The sequence below is a fragment of the Variovorax sp. Soil_C_26 genome (assembly GCF_057657075.1).
Genome location: NZ_JBDGJC010000006.1, coordinates 338500 through 351823, shown reverse-complemented (window position 1 = coordinate 351823; position 13324 = coordinate 338500). Strand labels below are relative to the sequence as shown.

Here is a 13324-nt window from a genome sequence, read left to right as displayed (position 1 = left end):
CCCGGTTTGGAAACCCTGCGCCCGTCAGGCAATTCAAGTGCGATAGGCACCGGCAGCGACGCAAGCTGCGACTCGATCTTGGGTATCAAGCTTTGCATGGTGCGCCATGGTATTGATTTTTTGATTCTTTTGCATGCAGTTGCCCGCGCCAGCATCACGGATGAGTGCACCGATTGACAGCAGATTGTTTATGCCTAAACTATTCAACCATGAACAGCCTTGCCCCCGGCGCCTCTGCCGCCCCCGCCATGGACCTCCAACGCATCCTGTGCATCGGCGGCGGCCCCGCCGGCCTGTACTTCGCGCTGCTGATGAAGGCACGCAACCCCGCACTCGAGATCACCGTGGTCGAACGCAACCGGCCCTTCGACACTTTCGGCTGGGGCGTGGTGCTCAGCGACCAGACGCTCGCCAACCTGGCCGCCGCCGACACGGACACCGCGGAGCTCATCGGCAACGAGTTCCACCACTGGGACGACATCCAGGTGTTCTTCAAGGGCGGCCAGGTGCGCTCGGGCGGCCACGGCTTCTGCGGCATCGGGCGCAAGCGGCTCTTGAACATCCTGCAGGAGCGCTGCCTCGCGCTTGGCGTGCAGCTGGTCTTCGAGACCGACGTGGCCGACGACCAGGCCATGGCCGCCAAATACAACGCCGACCTGGTGATCGCGAGCGATGGCCTCAACAGCCGCATCCGCCAGCGCTATGCCGATGTGTTCAAGCCCGACGTCGACCTGCGCAACTGCCGCTTCGTGTGGCTCGGCACGCACCAGACCTTCGACGCTTTCACCTTCGCCTTCGAAGAAACCGAGCACGGCTGGTTCCAGGCGCACGCCTACCAGTTCGACGACAAGACATCGACCTTCATCGTCGAGACGCCCGAGGCCGTATGGAAGGCCCATGGGCTCGACCAGATGGAGCAGCCCGAGGCCGTCGCCTTCTGCGAGAAGCTGTTTGCCAAATACCTCGGCGGCCATGCGCTCATCAGCAACGCCACGCACCTGCGCGGCTCGGCCAACTGGATCCGCTTTCCGCGCGTGGTGTGCGAGCGCTGGACGCACCGCATCGACGTCGAAGGCCGCTCGGTGCCCGTGGTGCTGATGGGCGACGCGGCGCATACGGCGCATTTCTCGATCGGCTCGGGCACCAAGCTCGCGCTCGAGGACGCCATCGACCTGGCCGATGAGTTTGCCGCGGGCGGCACGGTCGACCATGTGCTCGAAGGCTACGAGGCGCGTCGCAGCGTCGAGGTGCTCAAGATCCAGAATGCCGCACGCAACTCGACCGAGTGGTTCGAGAACGTGCCGCGCTACACCGGCATGCAGATCGAGCAGTTCGCCTATTCGCTTCTCACGCGCTCGCAGCGCATCAGCCACGAGAACCTGCGGCTGCGCGACACCGCCTGGCTCGGCGGCTACGAGCAGTGGCTGGCGGGCGGCAAGCCGACGCTGCCGATGCTGTTGCCCTACAAGGTGCGCGGCCTCACGCTGAAGAACCGCATCCTGGTCTCGCCGATGGCCACCTACAGCGCGGTCGACGGCGTGCCGCAAGACTTCTTGCTGGTGCACCTGGGCGCACGCGCGCTCGGCGGTGCCGCGATGGTGTTCGTCGAAATGACCAGCCCGACACCCGAAGGCCGCATCACGCCCGGTTGCACCGGCCTCTACAACGACGCACAGCAGGCGGCGTTCCGGCGCATCGTCGACTTCGTGCACGCGCAATCGAGTGCGAAGATCGCGATCCAGATCGGCCATAGCGGCGCCAAGGGCTCGACGCGCGTGGGCTGGGAAGGCACCGACGAGCCGCTCGAGAGCGGCAACTGGCCGCTGCTGTCCGCCAGCGCCGTGGCCTACGGCGACCAGAACCAGCTGCCGGCCGAAATGACCCGCGCGCAGATGGACGAGATGCGCGAGCAGTTCGTCGCCTCCACCCGCCGCGCGGTCGAATGCGGCTTCGACTGGCTCGAACTGCACTGCGCGCACGGCTACCTGCTGTCGTCCTTCATCAGCCCGCTCACCAACCTGCGCACCGACGAATACAACGGCGGCATCGAGGCGCGTTGCCGCTATCCGCTCGAGGTGTTCCGCGCCATGCGCGCCGCCTGGCCCGAGGACAAGCCGATGAGCGTGCGGATCTCGGCGCACGACTGGGCGCCGGGCGGCAACACCGATGCCGAGGCAGTGGCGGTGGCCCGGCTCTTCAAGGAAGCCGGCGCCGACTTCATCGATGTGTCGTCGGGACAGACCACGCGCGCCGCCCAGCCGGTGTACGGCCGCATGTACCAGACGCCGTTCGCCGACCGCATCCGCAACGAGGTCGGCATCGCGACCATCGCCGTCGGCGCGATCACCGAGGCCGACCAGGCCAACAGCATCATCGCGGCCGGGCGCGCCGACCTCTGCGCGATCGCGCGGCCGCACCTGGCCGACCCGGCCTGGACGCTGCACGAGGCCGCCAAGCTGCAGAGCCGCGACGTCGACTGGCCGAAGCAGTACCTGAGCGGGCGCGACCAGATGTACCGCGAGATCGCCAAGCAGCAGCAGATGGCTGCGGCGGCGAATGCCGCGATCGCCGCGCAGAACGCCGAAGAGACCCTCTGATATGACGCCCCCACGCTCATCGCTTCGCGTATCGCTTCCCCCCGAGGGGGCGCGTCAGTGCCTACGGGCGGCCGGGCGGCACTGACATGGACCTCGAAGCACGCGCCCACAGCGAGCACCCCGAGGCCCTGCGCCTCTGGCTGCGGCTTCTCACCTGCACCCAGTTGGTCGAGAAGCAGGTGCGCAATGGCCTGCGCGCGCAGTTCGCGACCACGCTGCCGCGCTTCGACCTGATGGCGCAGCTCGAGCGCGCGCCCGATGGCCTGAAGATGAACGAGCTCTCGCGCCGCATGATGGTGACGGGCGGCAACGTCACCGGCATCACCGACCAGCTCGTGACCGAAGGGCTGGTGGAGCGCGTCGACGTCGAGGGCGACCGCCGTGCCTGGCGCGTGCGGCTCACGCCGCGCGGACGCAAGCTCTTCAACGAGATGGCCGAACAGCACGAGGACTGGATCGTCGATGCCTTCGCGGGCCTCAGCGGCAAGGAGATCGCGCAGCTTCACAAGCTGCTCGGCAAGGTCAAGCAACACTCACAGAACCCATTGGTGGAGACCGAATGAAGCACTACATCGGCGCAGGCAATCCCATGCGCGCGCAATTCGAGGCCAAGGCGGCCTATACCGCGAAGCACTTCGCCTGGCACTGCGAGAACGGCGTGGGCACCGTCACGCTGAACCGCCCCGAGCGCAAGAACCCGCTGACCTTCGACTCGTACGCCGAACTGCGCGACCTGTTCCGCGCGCTGGCCTACGCCACCGACGTGAAGGCGATCGTGGTCACCGGCGCAGGCGGCAACTTCTGCTCGGGCGGCGACGTGCACGAGATCATCGGACCGCTTACCGGCATGCGCATGCCCGAGCTGCTCGAGTTCACGCGCATGACGGGCGACCTGGTCAAGGCGATCCGCGCCTGCCCGCAACCCATCGTGGGCGCGATCGACGGCGTGTGCGCCGGCGCCGGCGCGATGATCGCGCTGGCCTGCGACCTGCGCTACGGCTCGCCGGCCACGCGCACAGCCTTCCTCTTCACGCGCGTGGGCCTCGCGGGTGCCGACATGGGCGCCTGCGCGCTGCTGCCGCGCGTGATCGGCCAGGGCCGCGCGTCGGAGCTGCTGTTCACCGGCCGCGCGATGACCGCGCAAGAGGGCCATGCCTGGGGCTTCTTCAACGCGCTGCACGAAAGCGATGCGCTGCTCGCGGCCGCCACCAAGGTGGCGCGCGACCTTGCCGAAGGCCCGACCTTCGCGCATGGCATGACCAAGACGATGCTCGCGCAGGAATGGTCGATGACGATCGACCAGGCGATCGAGGCCGAGGCCCAGGCGCAGGCGATCTGCATGCAGACCGAGGACTTCCGGCGCGCCTACGAGGCCTTCTCGGCCAAGCAGAAGCCGGTGTTCGGTGGGGACTGAAACCATGATGACCAAGATTCCCGCGCCGCCCTCGACGACGCACCTCGCGCTGCCCTTCTTCGACGAGGCCCATCGCGCGCTCGCACGCGACCTGCTGCCCTGGTGCGCCGCACAGGAGATCGACGAGCGCGACGACCGCGCGGCCTGTCGCGAATGGGTGCGCCGCCTCGGCGACGCCGGCTGGCTGCGCTATGCCGTGCCCGGCAGCGCGGGCGGCGCGCTCGACCGGCTCGACTCGCGTGCACTCGTGCTGCTGCGCGAGACGCTCGGCTACCACTCGCCGCTGGCCGACTTCGCGTTCGCGATGCAGGGGCTGGGCAGCGGCGCGATCACGCTCGCGGGCACGCCCGAGCAGCAGTCGCAGTACCTCGGCGCGGTGGGCAAGGGCGAGAAGATCGCAGCCTTCGCGCTGAGCGAACCCGAGGCGGGCTCCGACGTGGCTGCCATGGCAATGCGCGCCGAAGCTACCGCGGACGGCTGGCGCCTCCACGGCGAGAAGACCTGGATCAGCAACGGCGGCATTGCCGACTTCTATTGCGTGTTCGCGAAGACCGAGCCGACGGCGGGCACGCGCGGCATCACCGCGTTCATCGTCGATGCCACGGCGAAGGGCCTGGACACGTCGGCGCACATCGACGTGATGGCGCCGCATCCGCTCGCCACGCTGCGCTTCGACGATTGCGTCGTGCCGCGCAGTGCGCAGTTGGGTGAACTCAATGGCGGCTTCAAGCTTGCGATGCGCACGCTCGATATCTTTCGCGCCTCGGTGGCGGGCGCTGCGCTCGGCATGGGGCGCCGCGCGCTCGCCGAAGCCGTATCGCATGCCAAGGGCCGGCGCATGTTCGGCCAGACGCTCGCCGACTTCCAGCTCACGCAGGCCAAGCTCGGCGAGATGGCCGCGCTGATCGACGGTGCGGCACTGCTGACCTACCGCGCGGCATGGATGCGCGACGACGCCGAGCAGCGTGGCGCACCGGCCGTGGGCGACGTGTCGGCCGCCGCGGCCATGGCCAAGATGTGCGCCACTGAAAACGCGAGCCGCGTGATAGACATGGCGCTGCAGATGCACGGCGGCCTCGGCGTGAAGGTGGGCACGAAGATCGAAAGCCTCTACCGTGACATCCGCTCGCTGCGCATCTACGAAGGCGCGACGGAGGTCCAGCAACTCATCATCGGCAAGTCCGTGCTGCGGGGGTGATGCCGTGTCTGCCCAAGTCGACCGCTTCGTTCATGACCGCCTGCCGCCTGCCGGGCAGTTGCCGGTCTTTCGCTACGAGCTGCCTGAGCTGCAGCTGCCCGACCAGCTGAACCTGGTCGAAGAACTGCTCGACAAGGCGCCCGCCAAGGGCTTCGGCGACCGGCCCATGCTGCGCTCGCCCGCGGGCGTGCTGACGTATTCGCAGGCGGCCATCGAGGTCAACCGCATCGCGCAGGTGCTCACCGACGACCTGGGTTTGGTGCCCGGCAACCGCGTGCTGCTGCGCGGCGGCAATTCGGTGGCCATGGCGCTCGCGTGGCTGGCGGTGGTCAAGGCCGGCCTGATCGCGGTCGCGACCATGCCGCTGCTGCGCGCCAAGGAACTGGGCGAGATCATCGAGAAGGCGCGGCCCGTGGCTGCGCTGTGCGACGCGCGCCTGCTCGACGAACTGGTGCTCGCTCAGCGCGAGCATCCGGTGCTCGCGTCGGTGATCGCGTTCAACCAGCCCGACGCGCCGGATTCGCTGTCGGCGCGTGCAGCCAAGAAGAGCGGCGTGTTCACGGCCTGCCCCACGGCGGCGGACGACATTGCGCTGCTGGCGTTCACCTCGGGCACCACGGGCAAGCCGAAAGCGCCGGTAACGACGCACCGCGACGTGCTCGCGATGTGCAATACCTGGCCGCGCCATGTGCTGCAAGCGCGCAGCGACGACATCGTGATCGGCTCGCCGCCGCTGGCTTTCACCTTCGGGCTCGGCGGGCTGCTGGTATTCCCGATGTGGGCTGGCGCGTCGGTGTACTTTGCCGATGCGCCGTTCACGCCCGAAGGGCTCGTGAAGCTGATCAACGAGGTCGGCGCGACCATCTGCTACACCGCGCCCACGTTCTATCGCCAGATGGCGCCCTTCGTGCGCCAACACGGCGCGCCGGGCCTGCGCATCTGCGTGAGCGCCGGCGAGGCGCTGCCCGACGCGACACGCCAGCTCTGGAAGGAGGCCACCGGCATAGAGATGCTCGACGGCATCGGCGGCACCGAGGTGTTCCACATCTACATCTCCGCCGCAGGCGACCAGGTGCGCCGCGGCGCCGTCGGCAAGGTGGTGCCCGGCTTCACCGCCAAGGTGGTGGACGACGACGGCAACGAAGTGCCGCGCGGCACCGTCGGCAAGCTTGCGCTGCAGGGGCCGGTGGGCTGCCGCTACCTCGACGACCCGCGGCAGTCCGACTACGTGAAGAACGGCTGGAACTACCCCGGCGACTCGTTCGTGCAGGACGACGACGGCTACTTCTTCTACCAGGCGCGCGCCGACGACATGATCATCACGGCCGGCTACAACGTCGGCGGGCCTGAAGTGGAAGACGCCCTGCTCAAGCACCCGGCCGTGGCCGAGTGCGGCGTGGTCGGCAAGCCCGACGACGACCGCGGCATGATCGTGAAGGCGTTCTGCGTGCTCAAGCCCGGCCACGTGGGCGATGCGGTACTCGTCAAGGCGCTGCAGGACCATGTGAAGGCAACCATCGCGCCATTCAAATACCCGCGGGAGATCGCGTTCGTGGCTGTACTGCCGCGCACCGAAACCGGCAAGCTCCAGCGATTCAAACTGAGACAACTGAACAACACCACACCATGATCCACACACTTCTTCAGCCCGAGGGCTGGTTGCCTCCCAAGGGCTACGCGAACGGCATCGCCGCGCGCGGCACGACGCTGTACGTCGGCGGGCAGATCGGCTGGAACGGCCAGCAGCAGTTCGAGTCGGACGACTTCATCGACCAGTGCGGCCAGGCGCTGCGCAACATCGCCGAGGTGCTGCGCGCGGGCGGCGCCGGTCCCGAGCACATGGTGCGCATGACCTGGTACGTGACCGACCGCGACGAGTACAGCCGCCGTCTCGCCGAACTCGGGCCGGTGTACCGCGACGCGATGGGCCGCAACTTCCCGGCAATGACCTGTGTGCAGGTGGCGGCGCTGGTGGAACAGCGGGCCAAGGTCGAGATCGAGGTCACGGCCGTCGTTCCGGACTGAGCCCGGCCCACGCCCGTCGGAAATGACAAAGCCCTCATTGCGAGGGCTTGTTGTTTGACAAATCGAAGCGCAATTCGGCGCCTTCTGCCCTGCAAAGAAAAAAAGCCCTTTGATTTCTCAAAGGGCTTTTTAAATTGGTTGCGCGAGCAAGATTTGAACTTGCGACCTTTGGGTTATGAGCCCAACGAGCTACCAGGCTGCTCCATCGCGCGGCAAGATGGAATTATACCTTATTCGGCAGCGCTTTGCTCGGCTGCTTCTTCTTTAATTTCAGGACGGTCGACCAGTTCGACGAGCGCCATGGGTGCATTGTCGCCCACGCGGAAACCCATCTTCAGGATGCGGGTGTAGCCGCCCGGACGCGCTGCGAAACGCGGGCCAAGGTCTCCGAAGAGCTTGACGACGCTGTCGCGGTTGCGCAGGCGGTCGAAGGCCAGGCGCTTGTTGGCGAGCGTGGGCTTCTTGGCGAGCGTGATCATCGGCTCGATGACCCGGCGCAGTTCCTTGGCCTTGGGGACCGTGGTCTTGATGACTTCGTGCTCGATGAGCGAGTTCATCATGTTCTGCAGCATCGCAAGGCGGTGCGAGCTGGTGCGGTTGAGTTTGCGGAGTCCGTGTCCGTGACGCATGGTGCTTTTTCCTAACTTTATAAAAACAGGCAGCCGTATCAGGTACTGCCCGGTGCACTGACCCCTTTGGGAGGGCCTCTAAAAAATCAACGCTTGTCGAGGCCGGCCGGCGGCCAGCTTTCGAGCTTCATGCCCAAGGTCAGGCCGCGCGAGGCGAGCACTTCCTTGATCTCGTTGAGCGACTTGCGACCCAGGTTCGGGGTCTTGAGCAGCTCGTTCTCGGTACGCTGGATCAGGTCGCCGATGTAGTAGATGTTCTCGGCCTTCAGGCAGTTGGCCGAACGCACGGTGAGCTCGAGCTCGTCGACAGGGCGCAGCAGGATTGGATCGAACTGCTGTGCGCTGCGCGGTGCCGGCGCATCGAATGCGGCCAGTTCGCCACCTTCGAGCTGTGCGAACACGGCGAGTTGCTCGACCAGGATTTTAGCCGAGGCGCGCACCGCGTCTTCGGCCGAGATCGCACCGTTGGTCTCGATCTCTACCAGCAGCTTGTCGAGGTCGGTACGCTGTTCGACACGGGCGCTTTCGACCGTGTAGCTCACGCGCTTGACGGGCGAGAACGAAGCGTCGAGCACGATTCGGCCAATCGACTTGGTCGGCTCGTCGGCATAGCGGCGCATCGTGCCGGGCACGTAGCCGCGGCCCTTCTCGACCTTGATCTGCATGTCGAGCTTGCCGCCTTGCGACAGGTGCGCGATCACGTGGTCGGGATTGATGATCTCGACATCGTGCGGGGTCTGGATGTCCGAGGCCAGCACCGGGCCTTCGCCGTCCTTGCGCAGGCTCAGCGTGACTTCGTCGCGGTTGTGGAGCTTGAACACCACGCCCTTGAGATTCAGCAGGATGTTGACGACATCTTCCTGGACGCCGTCGATCGACGAGTACTCATGCAGAACGCCTGCGATCGTGACTTCGGTGGCCGAATAACCGACCATCGACGACAGCAGAACGCGGCGCAGCGCGTTGCCGAGCGTATGGCCGTAGCCGCGCTCGAAAGGTTCGAGCGTGACCTTGGCCTTGTTGGCGGCGAGTTGCTCGACCTGAATGGTCTTGGGTTTCAGCAGGGTGGTTTGCATGCAGACTTCCTCTCAATACCCCCGGCTCGTTACACCGGTAAGGCTGGTGAAGCACCCGTCGGGAGAAGGGGCCTCCCGATGGGAACAAAAAATACAAGTGCGGGCCGCGAAGCGGCCCGTCGTCGTGCGTTTAACGCGAATACAGTTCGACGATCAGCGATTCGTTGATGTCTGCTGCGAACTCGTCACGGTCCGGCACCTTCTTGAAGGTACCTTCGGCCTTGTCGGCGTTCACTTCGACCCAGGCCGGCATGCCGACCTGCTGGGCCAGCTGGAGCGCTTCGGCGATGCGGGTCTGCTTCTTCGACTTGTCGCGAACGGCGATCACGTCGCCGGTCTTCACGAGGTACGACGGAATGTTGACCGACTGGCCGTTCACCGTGATGGCCTTGTGCGACACGAGCTGGCGTGCTTCGGCGCGCGTCGAGCCGAAGCCCATGCGGTAGACCACGTTGTCCAGGCGCGATTCGAGGATGAACAGCAGGTTGGCGCCGGTGTTGCCACGGCGACGATCGGCTTCCTCGAAGTAGCGGCGGAACTGCTTCTCGAGCACGCCGTACATGCGCTTGACCTTCTGCTTCTCGCGCAGCTGCAGGCCGTAGTCGGAAGTGCGCTGGCCCGAAGTGCGGCCGTGCTGGCCCGGCTTGGAGTCGAACTTGGCCTTGTCCTGGATCGAGCGACGGGCGCTCTTCAGGAAGAGGTCGGTGCCTTCACGGCGAGAGAGTTTGGCCTTGGGGCCGAGGTAGCGTGCCACGAGTTTTCCTTTGTGTCATCTGCCGCAGTTGCCTGCGGGAGCCATCGGCGCGGGCGCGGATGGCGGTGGGCTTAGTAAAAAAACAAATGCGCAGCCGCTCAAAAGCCGGCTGCGCCTTGCGGACTGACGCTCAGATGCGGCGACGCTTCTGGGGACGGCAGCCGTTGTGCGGAACGGGCGTCACGTCGGCAATGGAATTGATCCGGATGCCGAGCGCAGCCAGTGCGCGCACCGACGATTCGCGACCGGGGCCTGGGCCCTTGATCTCGACGTCGAGGTTCTTGATGCCTTGTTCGACCGCAGCACGGCCGGCCACTTCGGAAGCCACCTGCGCAGCGAACGGGGTCGACTTGCGCGAGCCCTTGAAGCCCTGGCCACCCGACGAAGCCCACGACAGGGCGTTGCCCTGGCGATCGGTGATCGTGATGATGGTGTTGTTGAACGAGGCATGCACGTGGGCGATACCGTCCGCGACGTTCTTGCGAACCTTCTTGCGAACGCGCTGTGCGGCGTTGTTTGCAGGTGCTTTAGCCATGCTGGTCTATCCTTATTTCTTCAGGGACTGCGCAGCCTTGCGCGGACCCTTCCGGGTGCGGGCATTGGTGCGCGTGCGCTGACCGCGCATCGGCAGGCCGCGACGGTGACGGAAGCCGCGATAGCAGCCGATGTCCATCAAGCGTTTGATGTTCATCGTCGTCTCGCGACGCAGATCGCCTTCGATGGTGAACAAGGCGATCTGATCGCGGATCTTCTCGAGATCGGCGTCGGTCAGGTCCTTGATCTTCTTCGAATATTCGATACCGCTCGCTTCGCAGATCTGACGGGCGCGGGTGCGACCGATGCCGAAGATGGCCGTCAGGCCGATTTCAGCGTGCTTGTGCGGCGGAATGTTGATGCCAGCAATACGTGCCATGTGCGTCCTCTAATACTCTTTCAATCAACCCTGGCGCTGCTTGTGGCGCGGGTCGGTACAGATCACGCGCACCACACCCTTGCGGCGGATGATCTTGCAATTACGGCAAATGGTTTTGACCGAAGCCGAAACTCTCATTTCATTCTCCTAAAACTCTGTTCAACCCGGCGGGCCCAGTGCCCTGTGCCTTACGAAGTCTTGAAATTGGCCTTCTTCAGCAGCGACTCGTACTGCTGGGACATCATGTAGTTCTGCACCTGAGCCATGAAGTCCATCGTGACGACCACGATGATCAACAGGGAGGTACCGCCGAAGTAGAACGGAACGTTGTACTTCAGGATCAGGAACTCGGGCAGCAGGCAGACGAAGGTGATGTACACCGCACCGGCCAGCGTCAGGCGAACCAGGATCTTGTCGATGTACCGCGCCGTCTGGTCACCCGGGCGAATGCCCGGAATGAACGCACCGCTCTTCTTCAGGTTGTCGGCCGTTTCCTTGCTGTTGAACACGAGTGCCGTGTAGAAGAAGCAGAAGAAAACGATCGCAGCAGCGTACAGCAGCACGTAGATCGGTTCGCCCGGGCGCAGTGCGCTCGCAATGTCCTTGATCCAGCTGAAACCACCTTCGCCGGTGCTGAACCAGCCCACCACCGTGGCCGGCAGCAGGATGATCGACGACGCGAAGATCGGCGGAATCACGCCGGCCATGTTGAGCTTCAGGGGCAGGTGCGACGACTGGCCGCCATACACCTTGTTGCCCACCTGGCGCCGCGCATAGTTCACGAGGATCTTGCGCTGGCCGCGTTCGACGAACACCACGAAGTAGGTCACCAGGGCCACCACCGCGACGATGAGGAGTGCGACGATCACATGCATGGCACCGGTGCGCACCAGTTCCAGCAGTCCGCCGATGGCAGACGGCAGACCAGCTGCAATGCCCGCGAAGATCAGGATCGAGATGCCGTTGCCCAGCCCACGCTCGGTGATCTGCTCGCCGAGCCACATCAGGAACATCGAACCCGCCGTCAGGCTCACCATGGCAGTGATGCGGAAGCCAAAACCGGGCGAGATCACCAGGCCGGCCGACGACTCGAGCGCCACCGCGATACTGAACGACTGGAACACCGCCAGGGCGAGTGCACCGTAGCGCGTGTACTGCGTGATCTTGCGGCGGCCAGCCTCGCCTTCCTTCTTCAATTGCTCGAAGGTAGGAACCACGTAGGTCATCAACTGCATGATGATCGACGCCGAGATGTACGGCATGATCCCCAACGCGAACACGGTGAAGCGCGACAGCGCCCCGCCCGAGAACATGTTGAACAGGCTCAGGATGCCGCCCTGCTGGCCTTGGAACAACGCTGCCAGCTGGTCCGGGTTGATGCCCGGCACAGGAATGTGCGCGCCGATCCGATAGACCACGAGCGCGAGCAGCAAGAAGACGAGCCGGCGACGCAGGTCACCGAACTTGCCTGTCTTTGCGATCGTTGCCGCGTTAGTTGCCACGAAGAACTTCTTTCAGTCCAGTGTGATCAGGCGACGCTGCCGCCGGCTGCTTCGATAGCAGCCTTGGCACCAGCGGTCGCACCCACGCCCGTCAGCTTGACGGCCTTGGTGAGTTCACCGGTCTTAATGATCTTGACGACCTTGGCGAGCTGGCCCACGAGGCCGGCTTGCTTGAGCGCCAGGACGTCGACTTCGGCCAGGCCGAGCTGCTCGAGGGCAGTCAGCGTGACTTCGGCGTTGAACTTCAGCAGGTGCGACTTGAAACCGCGCTTCGGCAGACGGCGCTGCAGCGGCATTTGACCGCCTTCGAAGCCGACCTTGTGGAAACCGCCTGCGCGCGACTTCTGACCCTTGTGACCGCGGCCTGCGGTCTTGCCGATACCGGAGCCGATACCGCGACCGACACGGCGCTTGGCGTGCTTGGCGCCGGCTGCCGGCTTGATGCCATTGAGTTCCATATCAGTCTCTCTTACAGAACTTTGACCAGATAACTGATCTTGTTGATCATGCCGCGCACCGCCGGGGTGTCCTGCAGCTCGCTCACGCTGTTGAGCTTGCGCAGGCCGAGGCCGCGCACCGTCGCGCGATGCGATTCCTTGGTGCCAATCGGGCTCTTGACCAATTGCACCTTGAGGGTTTGTTGTTGCGTCGTCATTTGAATGCTTCCTTCAGCCTTGCGAGAGCTTGCGCTCAGGCGAAGATTTCTTCGACGGTCAGGCCGCGCTTGGCAGCCACTGCGGACGCGGTCGTCGAGTTCTTCAACCCGTCGAGCGTGGCACGAACCATGTTGTAGGGGTTCGACGAACCATGGCTCTTGGCCACGATGTCGGTGATGCCCATGACTTCGAACACGGCGCGCATCGGGCCGCCGGCGATGATGCCGGTACCCTTGGGGGCCGGGATCATGACCACCGAGGCAGCGCCCCAATGGCCCGTCACGCGGTGATGCAGCGTGCCGTTCTTGATCGAGATCTTGGCCAGGTTGCGACGGGCTTCTTCCATCGCCTTCTGCACTGCAGCGGGCACTTCCTTGGACTTGCCCTTGCCCATGCCGACGCGGCCATCGCCGTCGCCCACGACGGTGAGTGCTGCGAAACCGAGGATACGACCGCCCTTCACCACCTTGGTGACGCGGTTGATCGCGATCATCTTCTCGCGCAAACCGTCTTCAGGGCCTTCGTTCTGCGTTCTTGCTTGAATCTTTGCCATTTTGAAT

17 protein-coding genes and 1 tRNA gene are annotated in these 13324 nt (G+C 65.0%); 7 read left to right on the top strand and 11 right to left on the bottom strand.

All coding sequences use genetic code 11. From position 1 onward, the window contains the following. Positions 1-6 precede the first annotated feature (6 nt). The 7 genes from AC3A6G_RS19490 to AC3A6G_RS19460 all read left to right on the top strand — a co-directional run bounded on the left by AC3A6G_RS19490 (position 7) and on the right by AC3A6G_RS19460 (position 7234). Positions 7-177 carry a hypothetical protein gene (locus AC3A6G_RS19490; RefSeq protein ID WP_487874376.1) on the top strand — a complete coding sequence of 57 codons (171 nt, stop codon included), beginning with the start codon at positions 7-9 and terminating at the stop codon, positions 175-177. Positions 178-248: 71 nt separating this feature from the next. Further along, positions 249-2597, top strand: a complete 2349-nt coding sequence (locus AC3A6G_RS19485; protein ID WP_487860976.1) for a bifunctional salicylyl-CoA 5-hydroxylase/oxidoreductase — start codon at positions 249-251, stop codon at positions 2595-2597. A gap of 86 nt (positions 2598-2683) precedes the next feature. Next, the gene (locus AC3A6G_RS19480; RefSeq protein ID WP_487860975.1) at positions 2684-3160 is read left to right on the top strand and encodes a MarR family winged helix-turn-helix transcriptional regulator; all 477 of its coding nucleotides are present in this window, start codon (positions 2684-2686) and stop codon (positions 3158-3160) included. Further along, positions 3157-4011, top strand: a complete 855-nt coding sequence (locus AC3A6G_RS19475; protein ID WP_487860974.1) for an enoyl-CoA hydratase family protein — start codon at positions 3157-3159, stop codon at positions 4009-4011. The genes AC3A6G_RS19480 and AC3A6G_RS19475 overlap by 4 nt, the downstream gene beginning before the upstream one ends. 4 nt (positions 4012-4015) lie before the next feature. Continuing rightward, on the top strand, positions 4016-5209 hold the full coding sequence (locus AC3A6G_RS19470) for an acyl-CoA dehydrogenase family protein (RefSeq protein WP_487860973.1): 1194 nt from the start codon (positions 4016-4018) through the stop codon (positions 5207-5209). Positions 5210-5213: 4 nt separating this feature from the next. Next, positions 5214-6839: an AMP-binding protein gene (locus tag AC3A6G_RS19465; RefSeq protein WP_487860972.1), complete on the top strand. Its 1626-nt coding sequence runs from the start codon at positions 5214-5216 to the stop codon at positions 6837-6839. Then, on the top strand, positions 6836-7234 hold the full coding sequence (locus AC3A6G_RS19460; RefSeq protein ID WP_487874375.1) for a RidA family protein: 399 nt from the start codon (positions 6836-6838) through the stop codon (positions 7232-7234). The genes AC3A6G_RS19465 and AC3A6G_RS19460 overlap by 4 nt, the downstream gene beginning before the upstream one ends. A 135-nt stretch (positions 7235-7369) precedes the next feature. Here AC3A6G_RS19460 and AC3A6G_RS19455 read toward each other — a convergent pair. From AC3A6G_RS19455 to rpsE, 11 genes are all read right to left on the bottom strand, one after another. Further along, a tRNA-Met gene (locus AC3A6G_RS19455) sits at positions 7370-7446 on the bottom strand. 18 nt (positions 7447-7464) lie between these two features. Beyond that, on the bottom strand, positions 7465-7863 hold the full coding sequence (gene rplQ / locus AC3A6G_RS19450; RefSeq protein ID WP_487860970.1) for a 50S ribosomal protein L17: 399 nt from the start codon (positions 7861-7863) through the stop codon (positions 7465-7467). Positions 7864-7949: 86 nt separating this feature from the next. Further along, positions 7950-8939, bottom strand: coding sequence for a DNA-directed RNA polymerase subunit alpha (locus tag AC3A6G_RS19445; protein WP_056576973.1), 990 nt, complete (start codon positions 8937-8939; stop codon positions 7950-7952). A 130-nt stretch (positions 8940-9069) separates the two neighbouring features. After that, a complete protein-coding gene (rpsD, locus tag AC3A6G_RS19440) occupies positions 9070-9693 on the bottom strand; it encodes a 30S ribosomal protein S4 (protein ID WP_487860969.1) in 624 nt (207 codons plus the stop codon). A gap of 130 nt (positions 9694-9823) precedes the next feature. Beyond that, complete coding sequence (gene rpsK / locus AC3A6G_RS19435) at positions 9824-10228, bottom strand: 30S ribosomal protein S11 (RefSeq protein WP_009124825.1); 405 nt, start codon at positions 10226-10228, stop codon at positions 9824-9826. Positions 10229-10240: 12 nt separating this feature from the next. Further along, positions 10241-10606: a 30S ribosomal protein S13 gene (rpsM, locus tag AC3A6G_RS19430; RefSeq protein ID WP_013544105.1), complete on the bottom strand. Its 366-nt coding sequence runs from the start codon at positions 10604-10606 to the stop codon at positions 10241-10243. A gap of 24 nt (positions 10607-10630) precedes the next feature. Further along, positions 10631-10744, bottom strand: coding sequence for a 50S ribosomal protein L36 (rpmJ, locus tag AC3A6G_RS19425; RefSeq protein WP_038201958.1), 114 nt, complete (start codon positions 10742-10744; stop codon positions 10631-10633). A gap of 50 nt (positions 10745-10794) precedes the next feature. Then, positions 10795-12108: a preprotein translocase subunit SecY gene (gene secY / locus AC3A6G_RS19420; protein WP_487860968.1), complete on the bottom strand. Its 1314-nt coding sequence runs from the start codon at positions 12106-12108 to the stop codon at positions 10795-10797. 26 nt (positions 12109-12134) lie between these two features. After that, complete coding sequence (rplO, locus tag AC3A6G_RS19415) at positions 12135-12566, bottom strand: 50S ribosomal protein L15 (protein ID WP_487860967.1); 432 nt, start codon at positions 12564-12566, stop codon at positions 12135-12137. Between the two features lie 11 nt (positions 12567-12577). Continuing rightward, positions 12578-12763 carry a 50S ribosomal protein L30 gene (gene rpmD / locus AC3A6G_RS19410; RefSeq protein ID WP_009124818.1) on the bottom strand — a complete coding sequence of 62 codons (186 nt, stop codon included), beginning with the start codon at positions 12761-12763 and terminating at the stop codon, positions 12578-12580. A 35-nt stretch (positions 12764-12798) separates the two neighbouring features. Continuing rightward, entirely contained in the window at positions 12799-13317 is a 519-nt protein-coding gene (gene rpsE / locus AC3A6G_RS19405; protein WP_319428114.1) for a 30S ribosomal protein S5, read from the bottom strand. Between the last annotated feature and the right edge of the window lie 7 nt (positions 13318-13324).

Excerpts from the sequence above, each read along its gene's own strand:
- rplQ (WP_487860970.1), bottom strand. The coding sequence starts at position 7,863 with ATGCGTCACGGACACGGACTCCGCAAACTCAACCGCACCAGCTCGCAC.
- AC3A6G_RS19470 (WP_487860973.1), top strand. The coding sequence starts at position 4,016 with ATGATGACCAAGATTCCCGCGCCGCCCTCGACGACGCACCTCGCGCTG.
- AC3A6G_RS19480 (WP_487860975.1), top strand. The coding sequence starts at position 2,684 with ATGGACCTCGAAGCACGCGCCCACAGCGAGCACCCCGAGGCCCTGCGC.
- rpsE (WP_319428114.1), bottom strand. The coding sequence starts at position 13,317 with ATGGCAAAGATTCAAGCAAGAACGCAGAACGAAGGCCCTGAAGACGGT.
- AC3A6G_RS19485 (WP_487860976.1), top strand. The coding sequence starts at position 249 with ATGGACCTCCAACGCATCCTGTGCATCGGCGGCGGCCCCGCCGGCCTG.
- AC3A6G_RS19445 (WP_056576973.1), bottom strand. The coding sequence starts at position 8,939 with ATGCAAACCACCCTGCTGAAACCCAAGACCATTCAGGTCGAGCAACTC.
- rplO (WP_487860967.1), bottom strand. The coding sequence starts at position 12,566 with ATGGAACTCAATGGCATCAAGCCGGCAGCCGGCGCCAAGCACGCCAAG.
- rpsK (WP_009124825.1), bottom strand. The coding sequence starts at position 10,228 with ATGGCTAAAGCACCTGCAAACAACGCCGCACAGCGCGTTCGCAAGAAG.
- rpmJ (WP_038201958.1), bottom strand. The coding sequence starts at position 10,744 with ATGAGAGTTTCGGCTTCGGTCAAAACCATTTGCCGTAATTGCAAGATC.
- rpsM (WP_013544105.1), bottom strand. The coding sequence starts at position 10,606 with ATGGCACGTATTGCTGGCATCAACATTCCGCCGCACAAGCACGCTGAA.
- AC3A6G_RS19475 (WP_487860974.1), top strand. The coding sequence starts at position 3,157 with ATGAAGCACTACATCGGCGCAGGCAATCCCATGCGCGCGCAATTCGAG.
- AC3A6G_RS19460 (WP_487874375.1), top strand. The coding sequence starts at position 6,836 with ATGATCCACACACTTCTTCAGCCCGAGGGCTGGTTGCCTCCCAAGGGC.
- rpmD (WP_009124818.1), bottom strand. The coding sequence starts at position 12,763 with ATGACGACGCAACAACAAACCCTCAAGGTGCAATTGGTCAAGAGCCCG.